Annotated in this window: 15 protein-coding genes; 6 read left to right on the top strand and 9 right to left on the bottom strand. The window is 75.2% G+C overall.

The genetic code is table 11. The features are described 5' to 3' along the window. Positions 1-16: 16 nt before the first annotated feature. Positions 17-415 carry a DUF5997 family protein gene (locus ACIGO6_RS23490; RefSeq protein ID WP_399879140.1) on the top strand — a complete coding sequence of 133 codons (399 nt, stop codon included), beginning with the start codon at positions 17-19 and terminating at the stop codon, positions 413-415. Positions 416-432: 17 nt separating this feature from the next. Here ACIGO6_RS23490 and ACIGO6_RS23485 read toward each other — a convergent pair whose 3' ends face one another. The 3 genes from ACIGO6_RS23485 to ACIGO6_RS23475 all read right to left on the bottom strand — a co-directional run bounded on the left by ACIGO6_RS23485 (position 433) and on the right by ACIGO6_RS23475 (position 2,578). Continuing rightward, a complete protein-coding gene (locus ACIGO6_RS23485) occupies positions 433-924 on the bottom strand; it encodes a DUF1360 domain-containing protein (RefSeq protein ID WP_399879138.1) in 492 nt (163 codons plus the stop codon). 101 nt (positions 925-1,025) lie between these two features. Then, positions 1,026-1,412, bottom strand: coding sequence for a DUF2267 domain-containing protein (locus tag ACIGO6_RS23480; RefSeq protein WP_399879136.1), 387 nt, complete (start codon positions 1,410-1,412; stop codon positions 1,026-1,028). 95 nt (positions 1,413-1,507) lie between these two features. Further along, positions 1,508-2,578, bottom strand: coding sequence for a galactosyldiacylglycerol synthase (locus tag ACIGO6_RS23475; RefSeq protein WP_399879491.1), 1,071 nt, complete (start codon positions 2,576-2,578; stop codon positions 1,508-1,510). Between the two features lie 254 nt (positions 2,579-2,832). Here ACIGO6_RS23475 and ACIGO6_RS23470 point away from each other — a divergent pair, with 254 nt between their 5' ends. The 4 genes from ACIGO6_RS23470 to ACIGO6_RS23455 all read left to right on the top strand — a co-directional run bounded on the left by ACIGO6_RS23470 (position 2,833) and on the right by ACIGO6_RS23455 (position 7,361). Next, positions 2,833-3,687 carry an SDR family NAD(P)-dependent oxidoreductase gene (locus ACIGO6_RS23470; protein WP_399879134.1) on the top strand — a complete coding sequence of 285 codons (855 nt, stop codon included), beginning with the start codon at positions 2,833-2,835 and terminating at the stop codon, positions 3,685-3,687. 27 nt (positions 3,688-3,714) lie between these two features. After that, positions 3,715-4,641, top strand: a complete 927-nt coding sequence (locus tag ACIGO6_RS23465; protein ID WP_399879132.1) for a DMT family transporter — start codon at positions 3,715-3,717, stop codon at positions 4,639-4,641. 32 nt (positions 4,642-4,673) lie between these two features. Continuing rightward, on the top strand, positions 4,674-5,438 hold the full coding sequence (locus tag ACIGO6_RS23460) for a polysaccharide deacetylase family protein (protein WP_399879489.1): 765 nt from the start codon (positions 4,674-4,676) through the stop codon (positions 5,436-5,438). A gap of 150 nt (positions 5,439-5,588) precedes the next feature. Then, the gene (locus tag ACIGO6_RS23455) at positions 5,589-7,361 is read left to right on the top strand and encodes a glycoside hydrolase family 15 protein (RefSeq protein WP_399879130.1); all 1,773 of its coding nucleotides are present in this window, start codon (positions 5,589-5,591) and stop codon (positions 7,359-7,361) included. Between the two features lie 130 nt (positions 7,362-7,491). Here the strand turns inward: ACIGO6_RS23455 and ACIGO6_RS23450 are convergent, their stop codons facing one another. Genes ACIGO6_RS23450 through ACIGO6_RS23435 form a run of 4 tightly spaced genes read right to left on the bottom strand, consistent with a single transcriptional unit; the run spans position 7,492 to position 12,341 of the window. Beyond that, positions 7,492-8,622, bottom strand: a complete 1,131-nt coding sequence (locus ACIGO6_RS23450; protein ID WP_399879129.1) for an XdhC family protein — start codon at positions 8,620-8,622, stop codon at positions 7,492-7,494. Continuing rightward, the gene (locus ACIGO6_RS23445; RefSeq protein WP_399879128.1) at positions 8,615-10,765 is read right to left on the bottom strand and encodes a xanthine dehydrogenase family protein molybdopterin-binding subunit; all 2,151 of its coding nucleotides are present in this window, start codon (positions 10,763-10,765) and stop codon (positions 8,615-8,617) included. The genes ACIGO6_RS23450 and ACIGO6_RS23445 overlap by 8 nt, the downstream gene beginning before the upstream one ends. Beyond that, entirely contained in the window at positions 10,762-11,754 is a 993-nt protein-coding gene (locus tag ACIGO6_RS23440; RefSeq protein ID WP_399879126.1) for an FAD binding domain-containing protein, read from the bottom strand. Before ACIGO6_RS23440 ends, ACIGO6_RS23445 begins: the two co-directional genes overlap by 4 nt. Then, entirely contained in the window at positions 11,751-12,341 is a 591-nt protein-coding gene (locus ACIGO6_RS23435; protein ID WP_399879125.1) for a (2Fe-2S)-binding protein, read from the bottom strand. Before ACIGO6_RS23435 ends, ACIGO6_RS23440 begins: the two co-directional genes overlap by 4 nt. Positions 12,342-12,474: 133 nt before the next feature. On the opposite strand from ACIGO6_RS23435, the gene ACIGO6_RS23430 reads away from it, so the two are divergent. After that, entirely contained in the window at positions 12,475-13,056 is a 582-nt protein-coding gene (locus ACIGO6_RS23430) for a TetR/AcrR family transcriptional regulator (protein WP_399879123.1), read from the top strand. Between the two features lie 66 nt (positions 13,057-13,122). Here ACIGO6_RS23430 and ACIGO6_RS23425 read toward each other — a convergent pair whose 3' ends face one another. Further along, positions 13,123-13,968 (bottom strand): response regulator, encoded by an 846-nt coding sequence (locus ACIGO6_RS23425; RefSeq protein WP_399879122.1) that lies wholly within the window; start codon positions 13,966-13,968, stop codon positions 13,123-13,125. Next, positions 13,965-15,614, bottom strand: a complete 1,650-nt coding sequence (locus tag ACIGO6_RS23420) for an ATP-binding protein (RefSeq protein ID WP_399879120.1) — start codon at positions 15,612-15,614, stop codon at positions 13,965-13,967. The genes ACIGO6_RS23425 and ACIGO6_RS23420 overlap by 4 nt, the downstream gene beginning before the upstream one ends. Positions 15,615-15,678 lie beyond the last annotated feature (64 nt).

Here is a 15,678-nt window from a genome sequence, read left to right as displayed (position 1 = left end):
CGATACCCTGGACACCATGACGTCGCACCAGAACACCCAGACCATGAAGCCCGCGACCGCGGCGAAGAAGCTGGGTGTGTACCTCGAGGCCACACCCGCCGAGTTCCGGGAGGGCGTCGTCACGCGCGCCGAGCTGAACGCGCTGCAGGCCGACCCGCCCGCGTGGCTGCGGGACCTGCGGCGCGAAGGTCCGCATCCGCGCCCGGTGGTCGCGGCCAAGCTGGGCGTGTCCATCGCGGGCCTGCACCGGGGCGGGGTCGCCCAGCCGCTCACCACGGACGAGATCGAGGCGCTGAAGCAGGAACGTCCCGAGTGGCTGGAGCGGGAGCAGGCCGTCCAGGCCGACGTCCGCAAGGAGGCCGCCCGCGTGAAGAAGCTGCACGCCGAACGTGCCGAGCGCGCCGAGCGCGACTGACCGCCCTCACCGCAGGCTCATCCCTCGGCCTTCTGCTCCGTCACGCTCCACGCGTACTGCAGCCAGTCCGACACCACGATCGCGGTCAGACCCGCGCACAGCAGCCGGCCGGCCCGGGGCGCGACGGCGTAGGTGCCGACGAGTCCGCCGGCCACCCAGGCGGAGGTGCAGAACGGGCAGGAGATCAGGTCCCCGACGGCACGGCGCAGGCCGGTGCCGCGCGGGGCGTCCATCACCTCGTTGGCGTTGCTCTCGCGTTCGCGGCTGGTGAACGGAGCCCGCAGGAAGCTGGTGACCTTGTCCTTGGTCAGCAGCCGGGAGGCCTTGAACGTCGCCGCCCCCAGCAGGGCCACGTCCCAGGCGGGGACGGTGTCCGGCAGGCGCAGCCCGCGGCGCCGCGCCGTCGCGGCGAACACGCCGGCGCCCGTCGCGAAGGTCGCCGCGAGCGCCGCGTACCCGCCGAGCGGGGTGTCTCCGCCCTCGTCGTAGCGCTGCTCACCGTCCGTCATGGGTGCCTCCTGTGGGGACCGTCTCCTCGACCGGGGCCGGGTGCCCTGTTCCGGTAGTCCTCCACCTCCGGTCGTCCTCCGACGCGTGGGCGTCGGCCGCATCAGTGCGGTGCCGGTCGGCCGAAGAGGTCGGCGCAGTCCGCGGGCAGCTGGGCCAGGAGCCGGTCGACGCGGTCGCCGGGCAGCGCTTCGGCCAGGGTGGAGAGCACGGCGCCCGCGTCCCACTCCGCGGTGCGCGGCCGGGCGCCGGTCTGCTGGGCCACGCGCCGGAGGAACTCCTCGCGGCCGAAGGACTCGGGGCGTCCCCGTTCCAGGCGCAGCGCGTCGTCCAGGGGCGCGGGCAGCTCCGCGGCCAGGCCGGCGGCCTCCTCGGGGTCGATCCGGGAGGCGATCACCCACAGGACGGCCGTACTGACCTGCTCCGCCTCGTCCTTGCTGTGGTATTCGCCGCGGTCGCGGACCAGGGACAGGAATGTGTCGAGCCGCACGGCGTCGCCTCCTTCCGGCGGTGCCCGCCGGTGGCCGGGTGCCCTGCGCCCGGGCGGGGAAACGGGCGCGGTCTCGCGGGGAAACGGGCGCGGTCTCACCGGCGTGGGCGCGCGGTGCCCGCGAGGCGGGTCACCCGGGTCAGTGCGTCGTCCGTGAACAGTGCGCGTCCGGCGGCGACCCGTTCCCGACGGGCCGGGCCCGGGGCCGTGAGGCGCCGCAGGGCGCCGAGCAGCGCGGTGTCGTCCTCGGCGACGTCCGACACGCCCAGCGCGGCCATCCGCCGGACGCCGTCCGCGCCGTGACCGGGTATCGGGCGGTGCCCCACCACCGGCAGTCCGGCGGCGAGCGCCTGGACGGCGGTCTGGCCGGCCGCGTTGTCCACGAGGGCGCGGGCCGCGTGCAGCAGGCCGGGCATGTCCGTCACCCAGCCCAGCGCGATCACGCCCGGTGTGCCGGACAGCGGGCGGCGCAGCCGCTCGTTGTCGCCGCAGAGCACGACCGGCAGGAAGCCGTGGTCCGTCAGGAGCCGGACGGTGGTGTGCAGGTGGGAGCCGACTCCCCAGGCGCCGGCGGACAGGACGACGGCGGGCCGGCCGGGACCGAGCCGGTCGAACAGCCCGCGCCAGTCGGCCGCCCCCGGAGCGTCGGCGAAGAACTCCGGGGCCACGACGGGACCGCATGTTCCGGCGGACACGCCCGTGCTCTCCCGCACCTCGCGCGCCCCGTCCTCGGAGAGACACAGGTAGTGGTCGTTGCCGGGGTGGAGCCACTGCCGGTGGACGGCGAAGTCGACCACGAGGACGACGCTGGGCACCGGCAGCAGACCACGGGCGCGGAGATGACCGGTCAGCTGGGAGCCAAGGTGGAAGACGGGGACCACCACGTCCGCGCCCGTCCGCTCGGCCAGCTCGCGCAGTCGGCCACCGGCGAGCCGGGCCAGGGGCGTGCCGCTGGGGCGGCGTCCGGGGCCGGGGCGCAGGAACAGGCGGTACAGGACGGCGTACACCCAGGGGAAGTGGCGCATCGCCCCCCGGTAGAAGTGCCGCAGCGCGCGGCCCAGGCCGTACGGCAGCAGCGCGAGAACGTCGACGACCTGGCCGTCGCCGCCGCGCTCCCGGGCTCGGCGGACGAGTTCGGCGGCGACCGTGTCGTGGCCGGCGCCCATGCTCGCGCTGACCACCAGCAGACGGCTGCCCTCCCGCTGTGCGCGCGGGGCCGGGGGCCGGTGGGGCGTGGAGGAGCTGCGAGGATGCACGGCGGTCCAAGTTGCCCTCCTGATATGTTCCAAACCATCGCACAGTCGGGCGTTTCGGGTGTCCTGCCAGGGATACTCCGTGACCGCCCGTCCGGTCGGACGCGGAGCCCGACCGCCTGGTCGGTACGCCTCCTCCGCGTCCGCCCCGAGCCAAGGTGGTCGCCATGGTGTCTGCGTTCTCCCGTCCCCGGTCCGTCCCCGGACGGCAGGTCGTCGCACCCGACGCGGCCCACGCCAGGCCCCGGCGCGAGCACGTGGCCGTCCGGGGCACGAGGACGCGCACGGCGCTCGTGACCGGGGCGTCCTCCGGCATCGGCGCGGCCGTGGCCCGGCGGCTGGGCGACGAGGGCGGCTGGCGGCTGGTGCTCAGCGGGCGTGACCCGGGCCGGCTGCACGAGGTCGCCGAGGACGTGTCGGCCACCGCCTTCGCCGCGGACCTCACCCTGCCCGGCGCCGACCGGCAGCTCACCGACTTCACGCTGGCCACGGTGGGCCCGGTGGACCTGCTGGTGGCCGGGGCCGGGGTCGGCTGGGCCGGGGAGTTCCTGGACATGCCCCCGCACACCATCGATGAGGTGCTCGACATCAACGTGCTGGCCACCCTGCGGCTGGTACGGCTCGTGCTGCCCTCGATGGTGGAGGCGGGGTCGGGACGGGTGGTGCTCATCGGGTCGCTGGCGGGCAGTGTGGCGGTGCGCGACGAGGCCGTGTACTCCGCCGCCAAGGCCGCCGTCGGCGCCTTCGCGGACGCCCTGCGCTACGAGCTGCGGGGCACCGGCGTCGGGGTCACGCATGTGGTGCCCGGTGTCGTCGACACACCGTTCTTCGAACGCCGCGGCGCTCCCTACCAGCGGTCCAGGCCGCGTCCGGTGCCTCCCGAGCGCGTGGCCGACGCGGTACGGCACGCGGTGGAGCGGGGCCGGGACGAGGTGTACGTGCCGGGCTGGCTGCGGCTGCCGTGCCGGGTGCGGGGTGCGGCTCCAGGGGTGTACCGGCGGCTGGCCGCGCGGTTCGGATGAGCTCCGGATGAGCGGGAACGCTCGGCCGTGAGTGCCCTCACCGTCGTCCTGGCCCTGTTCGCGGCGCTGTCCAACGCGGCCGCGTCGGTGCTCCAGCGCCGGGCCGCGGCGCAGGACGCGGACCGGGCCGGTGCCGCGCACACGGTGGTGCGCTCGCTGCTGCGGCTGGTGCGCGACCGGTACTGGCTGGGCGGCGCGGCACTGCTCGCGCTGACGACGGTGCTGCAGGCGGCGGCGCTGGCCGTGGGCAGTCTGGCGGTGGTCCAGCCGCTGATGGCCAGCGAGCTGCTGTTCACCCTGATGGTAGGCAGCGTGGTCTTCCACCGCCGTCCCGACCGGCGCACCTGGCTGGCCTTCGTGGCCCTGGCCGGGGGACTCGCGTTGTTCCTGGTCGCCGCCTCGCCGTCCGCGGGCCACGACACCGCGACGCCCGGCCGCTGGGGCTGGGCCGGTCTGTCGCTGTTCGTCGTCATGACGTCGCTCGCCTGCGCCGGCAGCCTGGCCCGGGGCGCACCCCGCGCCGCGCTGTTCGGGTCGGCGTCCGCCGTGGGGTTCGGTGGTACGGCCGCGCTGCTGAAGGAGGTCACCGGGCGGTTTCCCCAAGGTGCGGGCGCCGTGCTGACCCAGTGGCCGCTGTATGCCACGGCCGTGGTCGGCGTGATCAGCTTCCTGTTGCTGCAGAGTGCGCTGCGGGCGGGCACCCTCGCGGCGTCGCAGCCCGCGCTGACCCTCGGCGACGCGCTGACCAGCGTCGCGCTGGGTGCGGGCCTGTTCGGCGAGGAGATCGCCCTCGGGGTGCGCGTGCTGCCCGAGCTGATCGGTGTGGCGCTGATCGGTCTCGGCAGCGTGGGCCTGGCGCGGGCGCCGTCGGTGCACGGTGCCTGGGACACGGTGCCGGCGGCACGGGACGGGCCCCGGGCGGGGCAGCGGGGGCAGGAACAGCGGAGGTCGTGACCACAGCGCCGAGCGGACCGGAGGCACCACGGATGCGTGAGGGGTTTCGAGCCGGACGGGCGGTGTACGCCGTCGCGCCGGTCGTCGCCGCGCTGGCCCACGTCGGTCCGGCCGCGACCTGGCTGCCGGAGCTGCGTCGGCGCCGGTTTCCGGGGCTGGCCGGACAGGGCCGCCCCGACCACGTCGCCCTCACCTTCGACGACGGCCCCGATCCGACGTCCACGCCGCACTTCCTTGACGCGCTGGACGCGCTCGGCGTACGGGCGACCTTCTTCCTCCTGGGCGAGAACCTCGTACGCCACCCGGAGCCGGCCCGCGAGCTGGCCCTGCGCGGTCACGAACTCGCCGTCCACGGCTGGAGGCACGACCGCCCCTGGCTGCCGACGCCGACGCGGGACGTACGCGAGCTGGTACGGGCCGCCCGCGCGGTGGGCGAGGCAGCCGGACGCGCTCCACGCTGGTACCGCCCGCCGTACGGCATCCTCACCTCCGGACGCTGGGCGGCGGCCCGCCGGGCCGGGCTGCGGCCGGTGCTGTGGACGGCCTGGGGCAAGGACTGGCGGCACGACGCCACGCGCGCGTCGGTACGGGCGACCGTCGGGGCGGACCTGAGCGGAGGCGGCACGATCCTCCTGCACGACACCGACCACGCCGCCGCCCCGGACTGCTGGCGGGCCGCCCTGGCCGCCCTGCCGGACATCGTGGGCGACTGCCGCGAGGCGGGGTGGACGGTGGGGCCGCTCGGGGAGCACGGGGTGGCGGGGGCGGATGCCGGGGGCGGGCACCGGGTGGGGTGAGCGGAGGCGAGGCGGTACGGTCCGGTCGGGAGCGGCCGGCTGTGACTGCGACGACGGCACCGTCCCCCGTGCACCGGCCGCGCACCCGCGTCCCGGTGGCGTCGGGTGCGTCGCCGTTTCGGTGACCGGCGCAGGGAAAGCCGTAGCGTCATGAGGGACAGCGACGATCAGCGCACGGCCGCGCCGGATCCGTTCTGCCCGCCCTGGGCGCTGCGCGAGTACGCCGAACTCGCCGACGGCGAGCGGGGGGCGGTCCTGGATCCCCGGGGCCGGATCGTGTGGCTGTGCGCCCCGCGCTGGCACGACGACGCGGTGTTCTCCGCGCTCATCGGCGGCGCCGGGCACTTCACGGTGGAACCGGCGGACCCCTGGCACGTCTGGGGAGGTTCCTACGAGGAGGGCACGCTGATCCGGGTGAGCCGGTGGGTGACCTCCGAGTCCGTGATCGAGTGCCGTGAGGCCCTGGCCCTGCCGGCCCGCACGGACCGGCTCGTGCTGCTGCGCCGGATGCGCGTGCAGCGGGGCGAGGCGCGGCTGTGCCTGGACCTGGACCCACGGCCCGGCTTCGGGGAGGGCCGGATGCGCGGGGCGCGGCGGGAAGACGGTGTGTGGACCGCCGGGGCCCGGGGGCTGCGGATGCGGCTCGCCGGGGCACCGGAGGCGGTGTGGCGGGAGAGTGCCGGGCTGCGCGGCACGTTCCGGCTGCGCGAGGGCGAGACGCACGACCTGGTGCTGGAGCTGGCCGCGGGGCAGGAGTCCGCGCCGCTCGACGCGGACGCGCTGTGGCGGGACACGGAACGGGAGTGGCGGCGGGCCGTCCCGGACTGCTCACGGCTGGCCGCGCCGCGCGATGCCCGGCACGCGTACGCCGTGCTGCGCGGGCTGACCAGCGTCTCCGGCGGCATGGTCGCCGCCACCACGTCCCTGCCGGAGCGGGCGGGCGGCGGGCGCAACTACGACTACCGGTACGCGTGGCTGCGCGACCAGTGCTACGCCGGTCTCGCGGTCGCCGCGCACGGCCCCCACCCGCTGGTCGACGACGCCGTGCGCTTCGTCGCCGAGCGCATCCTCGAGGACGGCGACAAGGTCCGCCCCGCCTACACCGTCGACGGGCAGCCGGTCGGCGGGGAGCGCTCCCTGCGGCTACCGGGCTATCCCGGCGGCACCGACCACATCGGCAACGACGCGGGCGCCCAGTTCCAGCTGGACACCTTCGGCGAGGCGCTGCAGCTCTTCGCCGCGGCGGCCGTGCACGACCTGCTGACCGAGGACGCGCGGCGGGCCGCCGCCGTCGCCGTGGACGTCGTGGAGCGGCAGTGGCTCAAGCCGGACGCCGGGTTGTGGGAGCTGGAGGAACGGTGGTGGACCCACTCCCGGCTGAGCGTGGTGTGCGGTCTGCGGCGGATGGCGGCGGTGCTGCCCGGGAGGGAGGGGCGGCGCTGCGACGCACTCGCCGACGCCGTGCTGCGGGAGACCAGACGCCGGTGCCTGGCCCCCGACGGCCGGTGGCGGCGGGCCGACGACGACGAGGGGCCCGAGGCCGCGCTGCTGGTGCCGATGGCCCGTGACTGCGTGTTCGGGGACGGCGACGGCGCCGCCACCCGCGCGTACGTCGAGTCCCGGCTGGCCGAGGACGGCCATCTGTTCCGCTTCGAGCATCCCGGGGTGCCGCTCGGTGACGCCGAGGGGGCGTTTCTGCTGTGCGGCTTCATGATGGCTCTCGCCACCCACCGGCTCGGCGACGAGGTCGGCGCGTTCCGCTGGTTCGAGCGCACCCGGGCCGCGTGCGGGCCTCCCGGGCTGTTCGCCGAGGAGTACGACGTGCGCCGGCGTCAGCTGCGGGGCAACCTGCCGCAGGCGTTCGTGCACGCGATGCTGCTGGAGTGCGCGGTACGGCTGGCGGGTGAGTCGGCGCTGCCCTGACCCGCCCGGCCGGTCCCGTGGGGTGCCGTCCTGCCCGGGCACCGCCGGGTGGGTCGCGCTGCCCGGCGCCGGCGGGGTGCCGCGCCGCTGCGCCCACCCGTGCCGTCCCAGCGGCACGACTGCCCGCAGCTCAGGCGGCTGTGTCGGACAGGGCTCGGTGGATCGGGGTCGTGCCGCCCGTCAGGGGGGCGCCCGTTCCGCCGCGGCGGGTGGCGATGATCTCCGCCGCGATGGACAGCGCGGTCTCCTCGGGGGTGCGCGCGCCGAGGTCCAGGCCGATCGGCGAGCGCAGCCGGGACAGCTCGCGGTCGCCCAGGCCCGCCTCGCGCAGCCGCCGGTTGCGGTCCTCGTGCGTGCGGCGCGAGCCCATCGCCCCGACGAAGGCGACCGGCATCCGCAGGGCCTCCGTCAGCAGCGGCACGTCGAACCTGACGTCGTGCGTGAGGACGCACAGCACCGTGCGTTCGTCGGTCGGCGTGCTCCGCAGATAGCGGTGCGGCCAGTCGACGACCACCTCGTCCGCCTCGGGGAAGCGGGCCGGTGTGGCGAAGACGGGCCGGGCGTCGCACACGGTCACGTGGTGGCCGAGGAACTTGCCGGCCCGCACCAGCGCCGCCGCGAAGTCGACCGCACCGAAGACGATCATGCGGGGCGGCGGCACGCTGGACTCGACGAGCAGCGTGATCCCGCCGGGGCAGTGGGACCCGTCCTCCGAGAGCCCCACCGTGCCGGTGCGGCCGGCGTCCAGCAGGGCTCCGGCCTCGGCCACCGCCGTGCGGTCCAGGTCCGGGTGGCCGCCGAGGCCGCCCTCGTGCGAGCCGTCGGGGTGGACGAGCAGGGCCCGGCCCAGGAGCCCGGACGGGCCCCGGACCACCCGGGCGAGGGCCGCGGTCCCACCCCGGGCGGCGGTCGACAGCGCCGCCCGGAACACTTCCCGGGACACGGAGTCCGCGCCGACCGGCGTGACCAGCACGTCGATGACCCCGCCGCAGGTGAGCCCCACCGCGAAGGCGTCCGCGTCGCTGTAGCCGAACCGTTCGCGCACCGTCTCGCCGTCCCGGAGGGCCGCGGTGCACAGCTCGTACACCGCGCCCTCCACGCATCCGCCGGAGACGGAGCCGATCACCGTGCCCCCGCTGTCGACGGCGAGGGCGGCGCCGGGCCCGCGCGGTGCGCTGCCGCCGACGGAGACGACGGTGGCGACGGCGAACTCCCGGCCCTCGGCGAGCCAGCGGTTCAGCTCGTCGGCGATGTCAAGCATCCGTGCCGCCCCCGACGGTGGGCACCGCCGCCGACAGCACGCGGTCGGGACGGATCGGCAGGTTCCGGTGGCGTACGCCGGTCGCGTGCCAGACGGCGTTGGCGACGGCGGCCGCGGCGCCCACGATGCCGATCTCGCCGACGCCCTTGATGCCGACGGGGTCGTCCGGGTCGGGGTCGTCCACCCAGTCCGCCTCGACGTCCGGGACGTCGGCGTGCGTGGCCACGTGGTAGCCGGCGAGGTCGGGACCGTAGAGGCCGCCGCTCGCCCGGTCCCGGACCGCCTCCTCGTGCAGGGCCATGGAGATGCCCCAGACCATGCCGCCGACGAGCTGGTTGCGGGCGGTGAGCGGATTGACGATCCGGCCCGCCGCGAAGATGCCGAGCATGCGGCGCACCCGCACCTCGCCGGTGAGGGTGTCCACGGCGACCTCGGCGAACTGCGCCCCGAAGGAGTGCCTTTCCTTCTGCGCTAGCGCGCCGAGGGCCGCGGTGGTGTCGGAGCGTACGGTGATGCCCTCCGGCGGGATGCTCGTGCCCAGGGCGAGCCGTTCCCGCAGTTCGCGGGCCGCCTCGGTGATCGCCCACGCCCAGGAGCGGGTGCCCATCGAGCCTCCCGCGATCATCGCCGGTCCGAAGTCGCTGTCCCCGATCCGGACCCGGACCTGCTCGGGCGTGACGTCCAGCGCGTCGGCGGCCACCAGGGTGAGCGCGGTACGGGCGCCGGTGCCGATGTCGGCGGCGGCGATCCGCACCGTGAAGGTGCCGTCGGCCTCGGCCGTCACCAGGGCCGTGGAGGGACCGGCGCCGGCCGGGAAGGAGGCCGCGGCCGTACCGGTGCCCAGCAGCCAGCGCCCCTCGCGGCGCAGCCCGGGTCGCGGGTCGCGGTCCGCCCAGCCGAACCGGCGGGCGCCCTCACGGAAGCAGTCGGCCAGGTTGCGGGTGCTGAACGGCTGCCCGGAGACCGGGCCCACCTCCGGCTCGTTGCGCAGGCGCAGCTCGACCGGGTCGACGCCGCAGCGCTCGGCGAGTTCGTCGAGCGCGGACTCGATCGCGAAGGACCCCGGCGCCTCGCCCGGCGCGCGCATGAAGGTCGGGGTCGGCACGTCCAGCGGTACGACGTGGTTGCCGGTGCGGTGGGCGTCGGCGTCGTACATCACCCTGGCGACACCGGCGGCGGGCTCGACGAACTCGTACACCCTCGACGTCCGGCTCAGCGAGCGGTGCTCCAGGGCGCGCAGCCGTCCGTCGGCGTCGGCACCGAGCCTGACCCGCTGGGTGGTGGGGCTGCGGTAACCGGCCAGCGAGAACATCTGGCGCCTGGTCATCACCACCCGTACCGGGCGTTGCAGGGCGGTCGCGGCCATCACGGCGGACACCTGGTGGGCGCGCAGGCCCTTGCTGCCGAAGCCGCCGCCGACGTGTTCGGAGCGCACCCGCACCGAGGACTCGTCGAGGGAGAACATCGCCGCGAGCTCGTTCTGGATCCAGGTGGTGCCCTGGTTGGAGTCGACCACCTCCAGCCGGCCGCCGTCCCACAGGGCCGTGGCGGCGTGCGGCTCCATCATGCTGTGGTGCTCTTCGGGGGTGGTGTACTCCGCGTCCACGACGGCGGCGGACGCGGCGAGCCCCGCCGCCAGGTCGCCCTTCTCGGTCTCGGCGGGCATGTGTCCGTCGGCCGGGTGGGCGCCCGGGTGGTCGGCACCGAACGCGGTGTCGTGGGGTTCCACGTCGTACGCGACGACGAGGGCCTCGGCGGCCTCCCGGGCCTGCTCGGGCGTCTCGGCGACGACGAGGGCGACCGGCCAGCCCACGTGCGCCACCCGGTCGTGCTGGAAGACGGCTGCGGTCGGGTCCGGCGGGATGCCCAGCATGCCGACGTAGTCGATGTCGACGCGTGGGGCGTTGCCGTGGTGCAGGACGGTGAGCACGCCCGGCATGCCGAGGACCGGGTCGGTGTCGATCGAGCGGATGCGGCCGCGGGCGACCGTGGACAGCACCAGCCAGCCGTGCGCGAGGTCGGCGAAGGGGATCTCGCCGGCGTAACGGGCCGCTCCGGTGACCTTGTCGCGGCCCTCCACGCGGGGGTGCGCGGTGCCGACGGCGCCCTTCGCCGTCGTGGGGCCCGTGGTGGCGGTGGTCATCGGGCGGCCTCCTCGGCGAGTTCGGTCAGGACGGCCACCACGAGGTTGCGCATCAGGGTCACCTTGTATCCGTTGTCGGGCAGCGGCCTCGCGGCGGCGAGTTCGGCGTCCGCGGCGGCGGCGAAGGTCCGGCCGTCGGCCGGGGCACCGCTCAGCACGGCCTCGGCCGCACGGGCCCGCCACGGGCGGGAGGCCACCGCTCCGAGGGCCAGGCGCGCGTCGCGTACGACGCCGTCCTCGACGTCGAGCGCGGCGGCGACCGAGCCGATCGCGAAGGCGTACGAGGCGCGTTCGCGCACCTTGCGGTAGCGGGAGCGGGCGGCGACCGGGGCGGGCGGCAGGGTGACGCCGGTGATCAGCGCGCCGGGCGGCAGGGCGGTCTCCCGGTGCGGGGTGTCGCCGACGGGGAGGTAGAGGTCGGTGAGCGGCAACTCGCCCGGTCCGTCGACGGTTTCGTAGGTGACGAGGGCGTCGAATGCGGTGAGGGCGACCCCCATGTCCGAGGGGTGCACGGCCACGCAGTGGTCGGAGGCGCCCAGGACGGCGTGATTGTGGTGCTCGCCGGTGACGGCGGGGCAACCGCTGCCGGGGACGCGCTTGTTGCACGGCCGGCTCACGTCGGTGAAGTAGCCGCAGCGGGTGCGCTGGAGCAGGTTGCCGCCGACGGTGGCCATGTTGCGCAGCTGTCCGGAGGCGCCGGCCAGGACCGCCTGGGTCAACGCCGGGTAGCGGCGGCGGACTTCGGGGTGGGCGGCGAGGTCGCTGTTGGTGACGGTGGCGCCGATGCGCAGGCCGCCGTCGGCGGTCGGTTCGATGCCGTCCAGGGGCAGTTCACGGACGTTGACGAGCCGGGAGGGGCGTTCGACGCCGGTCTTCATCAGGTCGACGAGGTTGGTGCCGCCGCCGAGGAAGCGGGCGTCAGGGTCGGCGGCGAGCAGTGCCACCGCGCCGGAGACGTCGTCGGCGCGCTGGTAGCCGAACTCCCTCATGCCACCGTCTCCTTCGCGGGCTCCGCCGGGTTCTCGTCCCGGGTTTCCTCGTGGGCCTCGGCCGCGCGGGCGACCGCCTGGACGATGGAGACGTAGGCGCCGCAGCGGCACAGGTTTCCGCTCATCCGTTCACGGATCTCGTCCGGCGTCAGGGGTGGCGGCCCGGCCTCGGGCCGTACGTCGTCGGTGACGGCGCTCGGCCAGCCGGCCGCGTGCTCCTCGATGACGGCGACGGCGGAGCAGATCTGGCCCGGAGTGCAGTAGCCGCACTGGTAGCCGTCGAGGTCGAGGAAGGCCTGCTGCACCGGGTGCAGCCGGTCGCCGTCGGCCATGCCCTCGATGGTGGTGATCTCGCGCCCCTCGGCCGCGACGGCGAGGTTGAGGCAGGAGACGGCGCGGCGCCCGTCGACCAGGACGGTGCAGGCGCCGCACTGTCCCTGGTCGCAGCCCTTCTTGGTGCCGGTGAGATCGAGACGCTCGCGCAGGGCGTCGAGCAGGGTGGTGCGGTGGTCGACGGTCAGCTGGTGCTTCTCGCCGTTGATGTTCAGGACGATGGCGCTGGACGTCGACGAGGGCGCTGGGGCCATGTTCAGCCTTCTTCTGTGTCTGGTGCCGCTATGGTGGTGAGCAACCGGACAACTGTCCGTTCCAAGGGAAACGTAACGGACAGCTGTCCGGTTAGCAAGGACGGGATTCGGCCACGAACCCGTAGGAGGACGAGTGCCGCAGCCGAAGAAGGACACCCCCCTGCGCGCGGACGCGCAGCGCAACCGCGAGCGCATCCTGAGGGTGGCCACGGAGGAGCTGACCCGTTGCGCGGACGCGCCGCTGAGCGCGATCGCCAGGAAGGCCGGCGTCGGGCAGGCCACGTTCTACCGCAACTTCCCGCACCGCGAGGCACTGGTCCTGGAGGTGTACCGCTACGAGATGCAGCAGGTGGCCGACGCCGCGAGCCGGCTGCTGGCCACCCGGGAGCCGGAGCAGGCCCTGCGCGAGTGGATGGACCGCCTGGCCCGGTTCGCCCTGACCAAGGTCGGTCTGGCGGACGCGATCCGGCTGGTCACCAGCGCTCCCGGAGGGCCGGAGAAACCGGGGCCCACCCCGGTGCTGGACGCGGCCGGGCTCCTGCTGCGTGCCAACGAGGAGGCGGGCACCATCCGCCCCGGGGTGTCCCCGGACGACTTCTTCCTCGCCATCGGCGGTCTCTGGCAGGTCGACCCCCACGACGACTGGCAGCCGAGGGTCACCCGGCTGCTGGACCTCGTCATGGACGGACTGCGCGCGGGAGCGCCCGGCCGGTGACCGGAACGGACGTGGCCACCGGAGAGGCGCGGTTCCCGGTCGAGCGCGACCGCGCGTCCGCTGCCGTCAGCGCGTCCTCGGCGCCGGTGCCCGCCGCACGGCTGCGACAGGCGTGGTGAGCAGCCCGTCCGCCGTGCGGGCACGGTCGACGCGGTCTTCGCCGCCGGCCGGGCCGGGCTCCGGGTGCGGTCCGCGGAAGCGGTAACGGCGTTCGGGGCGGCCCGCCACTCCGTAGCGCAGGGAGACCTCCGCGCTGCCGACGGTGTGGAAGTACTCCAGGTAGCGGCGGGCGCTGACCCGGGACACTCCGGTCAGCGCCGCGCACTCGCTGGCGGACAGGGTGCCGTCCGCGTCGCGGAGGGTGCGGGCGACGAGGTCGGCGGTCTCCACGCTCATGCCCTTGGGCAGCGCCGGGGCCACAGCGGCCGGCGCCGCCGTCTTGGCCAGGACGCGGTCGACGTCGGCCTGGCTGCGCACCACCGTGCCCAGCAGCCGTCCCCGCTGGGCGGCGTAGCGCTCCAGCCGCACCCGCAGATCCTCGAACTCGAAGGGTTTGAGCAGGTAGTCGACGACGCCGTGCCGGACCGCGCCGCGCACCGCGTCCGCCTCCCGGGCCGCGCTGATGACCATGACGTCGCAGTCGTGCCCCGCGGCGCGCAGCCGGGGAATGACGTCCAGGCCGAAGACGTCCGGCAGGTACAGGTCGAGGAGGACGAGGTCGGGGCGCAGTTCAACGACGGCGGTGAGTGCCTGCTCCCCGGTACCCGCGACCCCCAGGACCCGGAACGGCTCGACGCGTTCGACGAAGGCCCGGTGGACCCTGGCCACCATGAAGTCGTCGTCGACCACGAGGACGCCGATCGTGTCACCGGCACGGGGCGCGTCGGTCGTGCCGCTCGTACCCGTCGTCATGGTGCTGCTCCTTCCGCCACCGCGTCGGTGAGGTGGCTGACGGTCATGCGGGCGGTGAACACGGCCCCCTCGGGGGTGTTGGTCACCGAGATCTCACCGCCGTGACGTTCGCAGACCAGCCGGGTCAGCGCCAGACCGATGCCGCGCTCGCCCTGCCGGGCGGCCTTGGTGGTGAAGCCGTGGGAGAAGACCTCGCGGGCCAGCTCGGGCGCCACGCCGGGCCCGGAGTCGCGGACCACGATCTCCACGCCGGCGGCGTCCTGCCCGAGCTCGACCTCGACCCAGGCCTGGTGGCTGCCGTCGCCGTGCGCCGCGGCGGCGTCCACGGCGTTGTCGACGAGGTTGCCGACCACGGTCGCCACGTCGGCGGCGTCCTGGGGCGCGAGCCGGTCCAGGGCGGTGCGGTCGGAGATGCGCAGGGCGACCTTCCGCTCGGCGGCGAGCGAGGACTTCGCGGTGAGCAGCGCGGCGACGGCGGTGTCGCGGACCCGGCGGCTGAGGGTGACGTCCAGGGACTGGCGGCGCTGGTTGAGTGCGCGGATGTAGCGCACCACCTCCTCCTGCTCGCCGATCTGGATGAGCCCGGAGATGGTGTGCAGTTGGTTGGCGAACTCGTGGGCCTGGGCGCGCAGCAGCTCGGAGGTGCTGCGGAAGGAGCCGATCTCCCGTTCCAGGCGGGCCAGTTCGGTGCGGTCGCGCAGGGTGGTGACCGACCCGAGCGGGCGTCCGTCCTTGACGACGGTCATGCGGTTCATCACCAGGACCCGGCCGTGGCGGACGACGACCTCGTCGCGCGGCTCGGCCGTGTCCGGGGTGGCGCCGGCCAGGACGTCGCGCAGCCGGCCGTCGATGCCGAGCCCGTCCAGGCTCTGGCCCACGCAGTCCGCGGGCAGGTCCAGCAGGCGTCGGCCCATCTCGTTGACCAGGGTGAGCCGGTGCTGCGGGTCGAGGGCGACGACGCCCTCGGCGATCCCGTAGAGCATCGCCTCCCGGTGCTCGGCGAGCCCGGCGATCTCGCGCGGCTCCAGGCCGAGGGTCTGGCGTTTGACGCGCCGGGCGAGCAGCCAGGAGCCGGCCACGCCGAGGCCGCTGGCGATGCCGAGGTAGGCGAGCAGGTAGGAGGAGGCACCGCTGAGGCGCTGCCACACCGTGGGGTCGGCCTCGCCGACCATCACCGTGCCGAGGTGCCGGCCGAGGGTGTCCCGGGTGGCCCCCAGCACCGGGACCTGGGCGACGAGCTCGCGGCTGCCCTGCACCGTCAGCGGACCCGCCCAGCCGCGCCCCAGGACGCCGCCCTCGCCGCGCGGCAGCCGGCCGCCGATCAGCGTGGGGTCGGTGGAGCTGACGACGCGGCCGTCGGCGTCGGCCACCGTGACCGAGGTGACCCCGGACTGGGTCTGCGTGGAGTTCACCAGCGGGGCGAGGGCCTCCTGCGGCACGGGGCGCAGGAGCTGGCTGCGGACCAGGGGCGTGGCGGCCAGCTGTTCGGCCAGGGCGGTGACCCGGCGGCTCTCGACGCGGTTGAAGGTGGCCCTGGACTGGGCGAGCGAGACGGCGGCGACCGCGAGCAGCACCACCACGACGATGGCGAGCTGGAGGACCAGCATCTCGCCCGCGAGGGTCTGACGGCGGAAGGTGGGGGCCACGGCGGACTCGATCTCGGCTGACGGGGGCAGGGGCGGGGGACGGGGTGGACCGGTGGGTGTGCCG

It is taken from the genome of Streptomyces sp. NPDC053750 (assembly GCF_044544295.1).
GTDB lineage: Bacteria > Actinomycetota > Actinomycetes > Streptomycetales > Streptomycetaceae > Streptomyces.
This window is presented reverse-complemented; position numbering and strand designations above follow the sequence as displayed.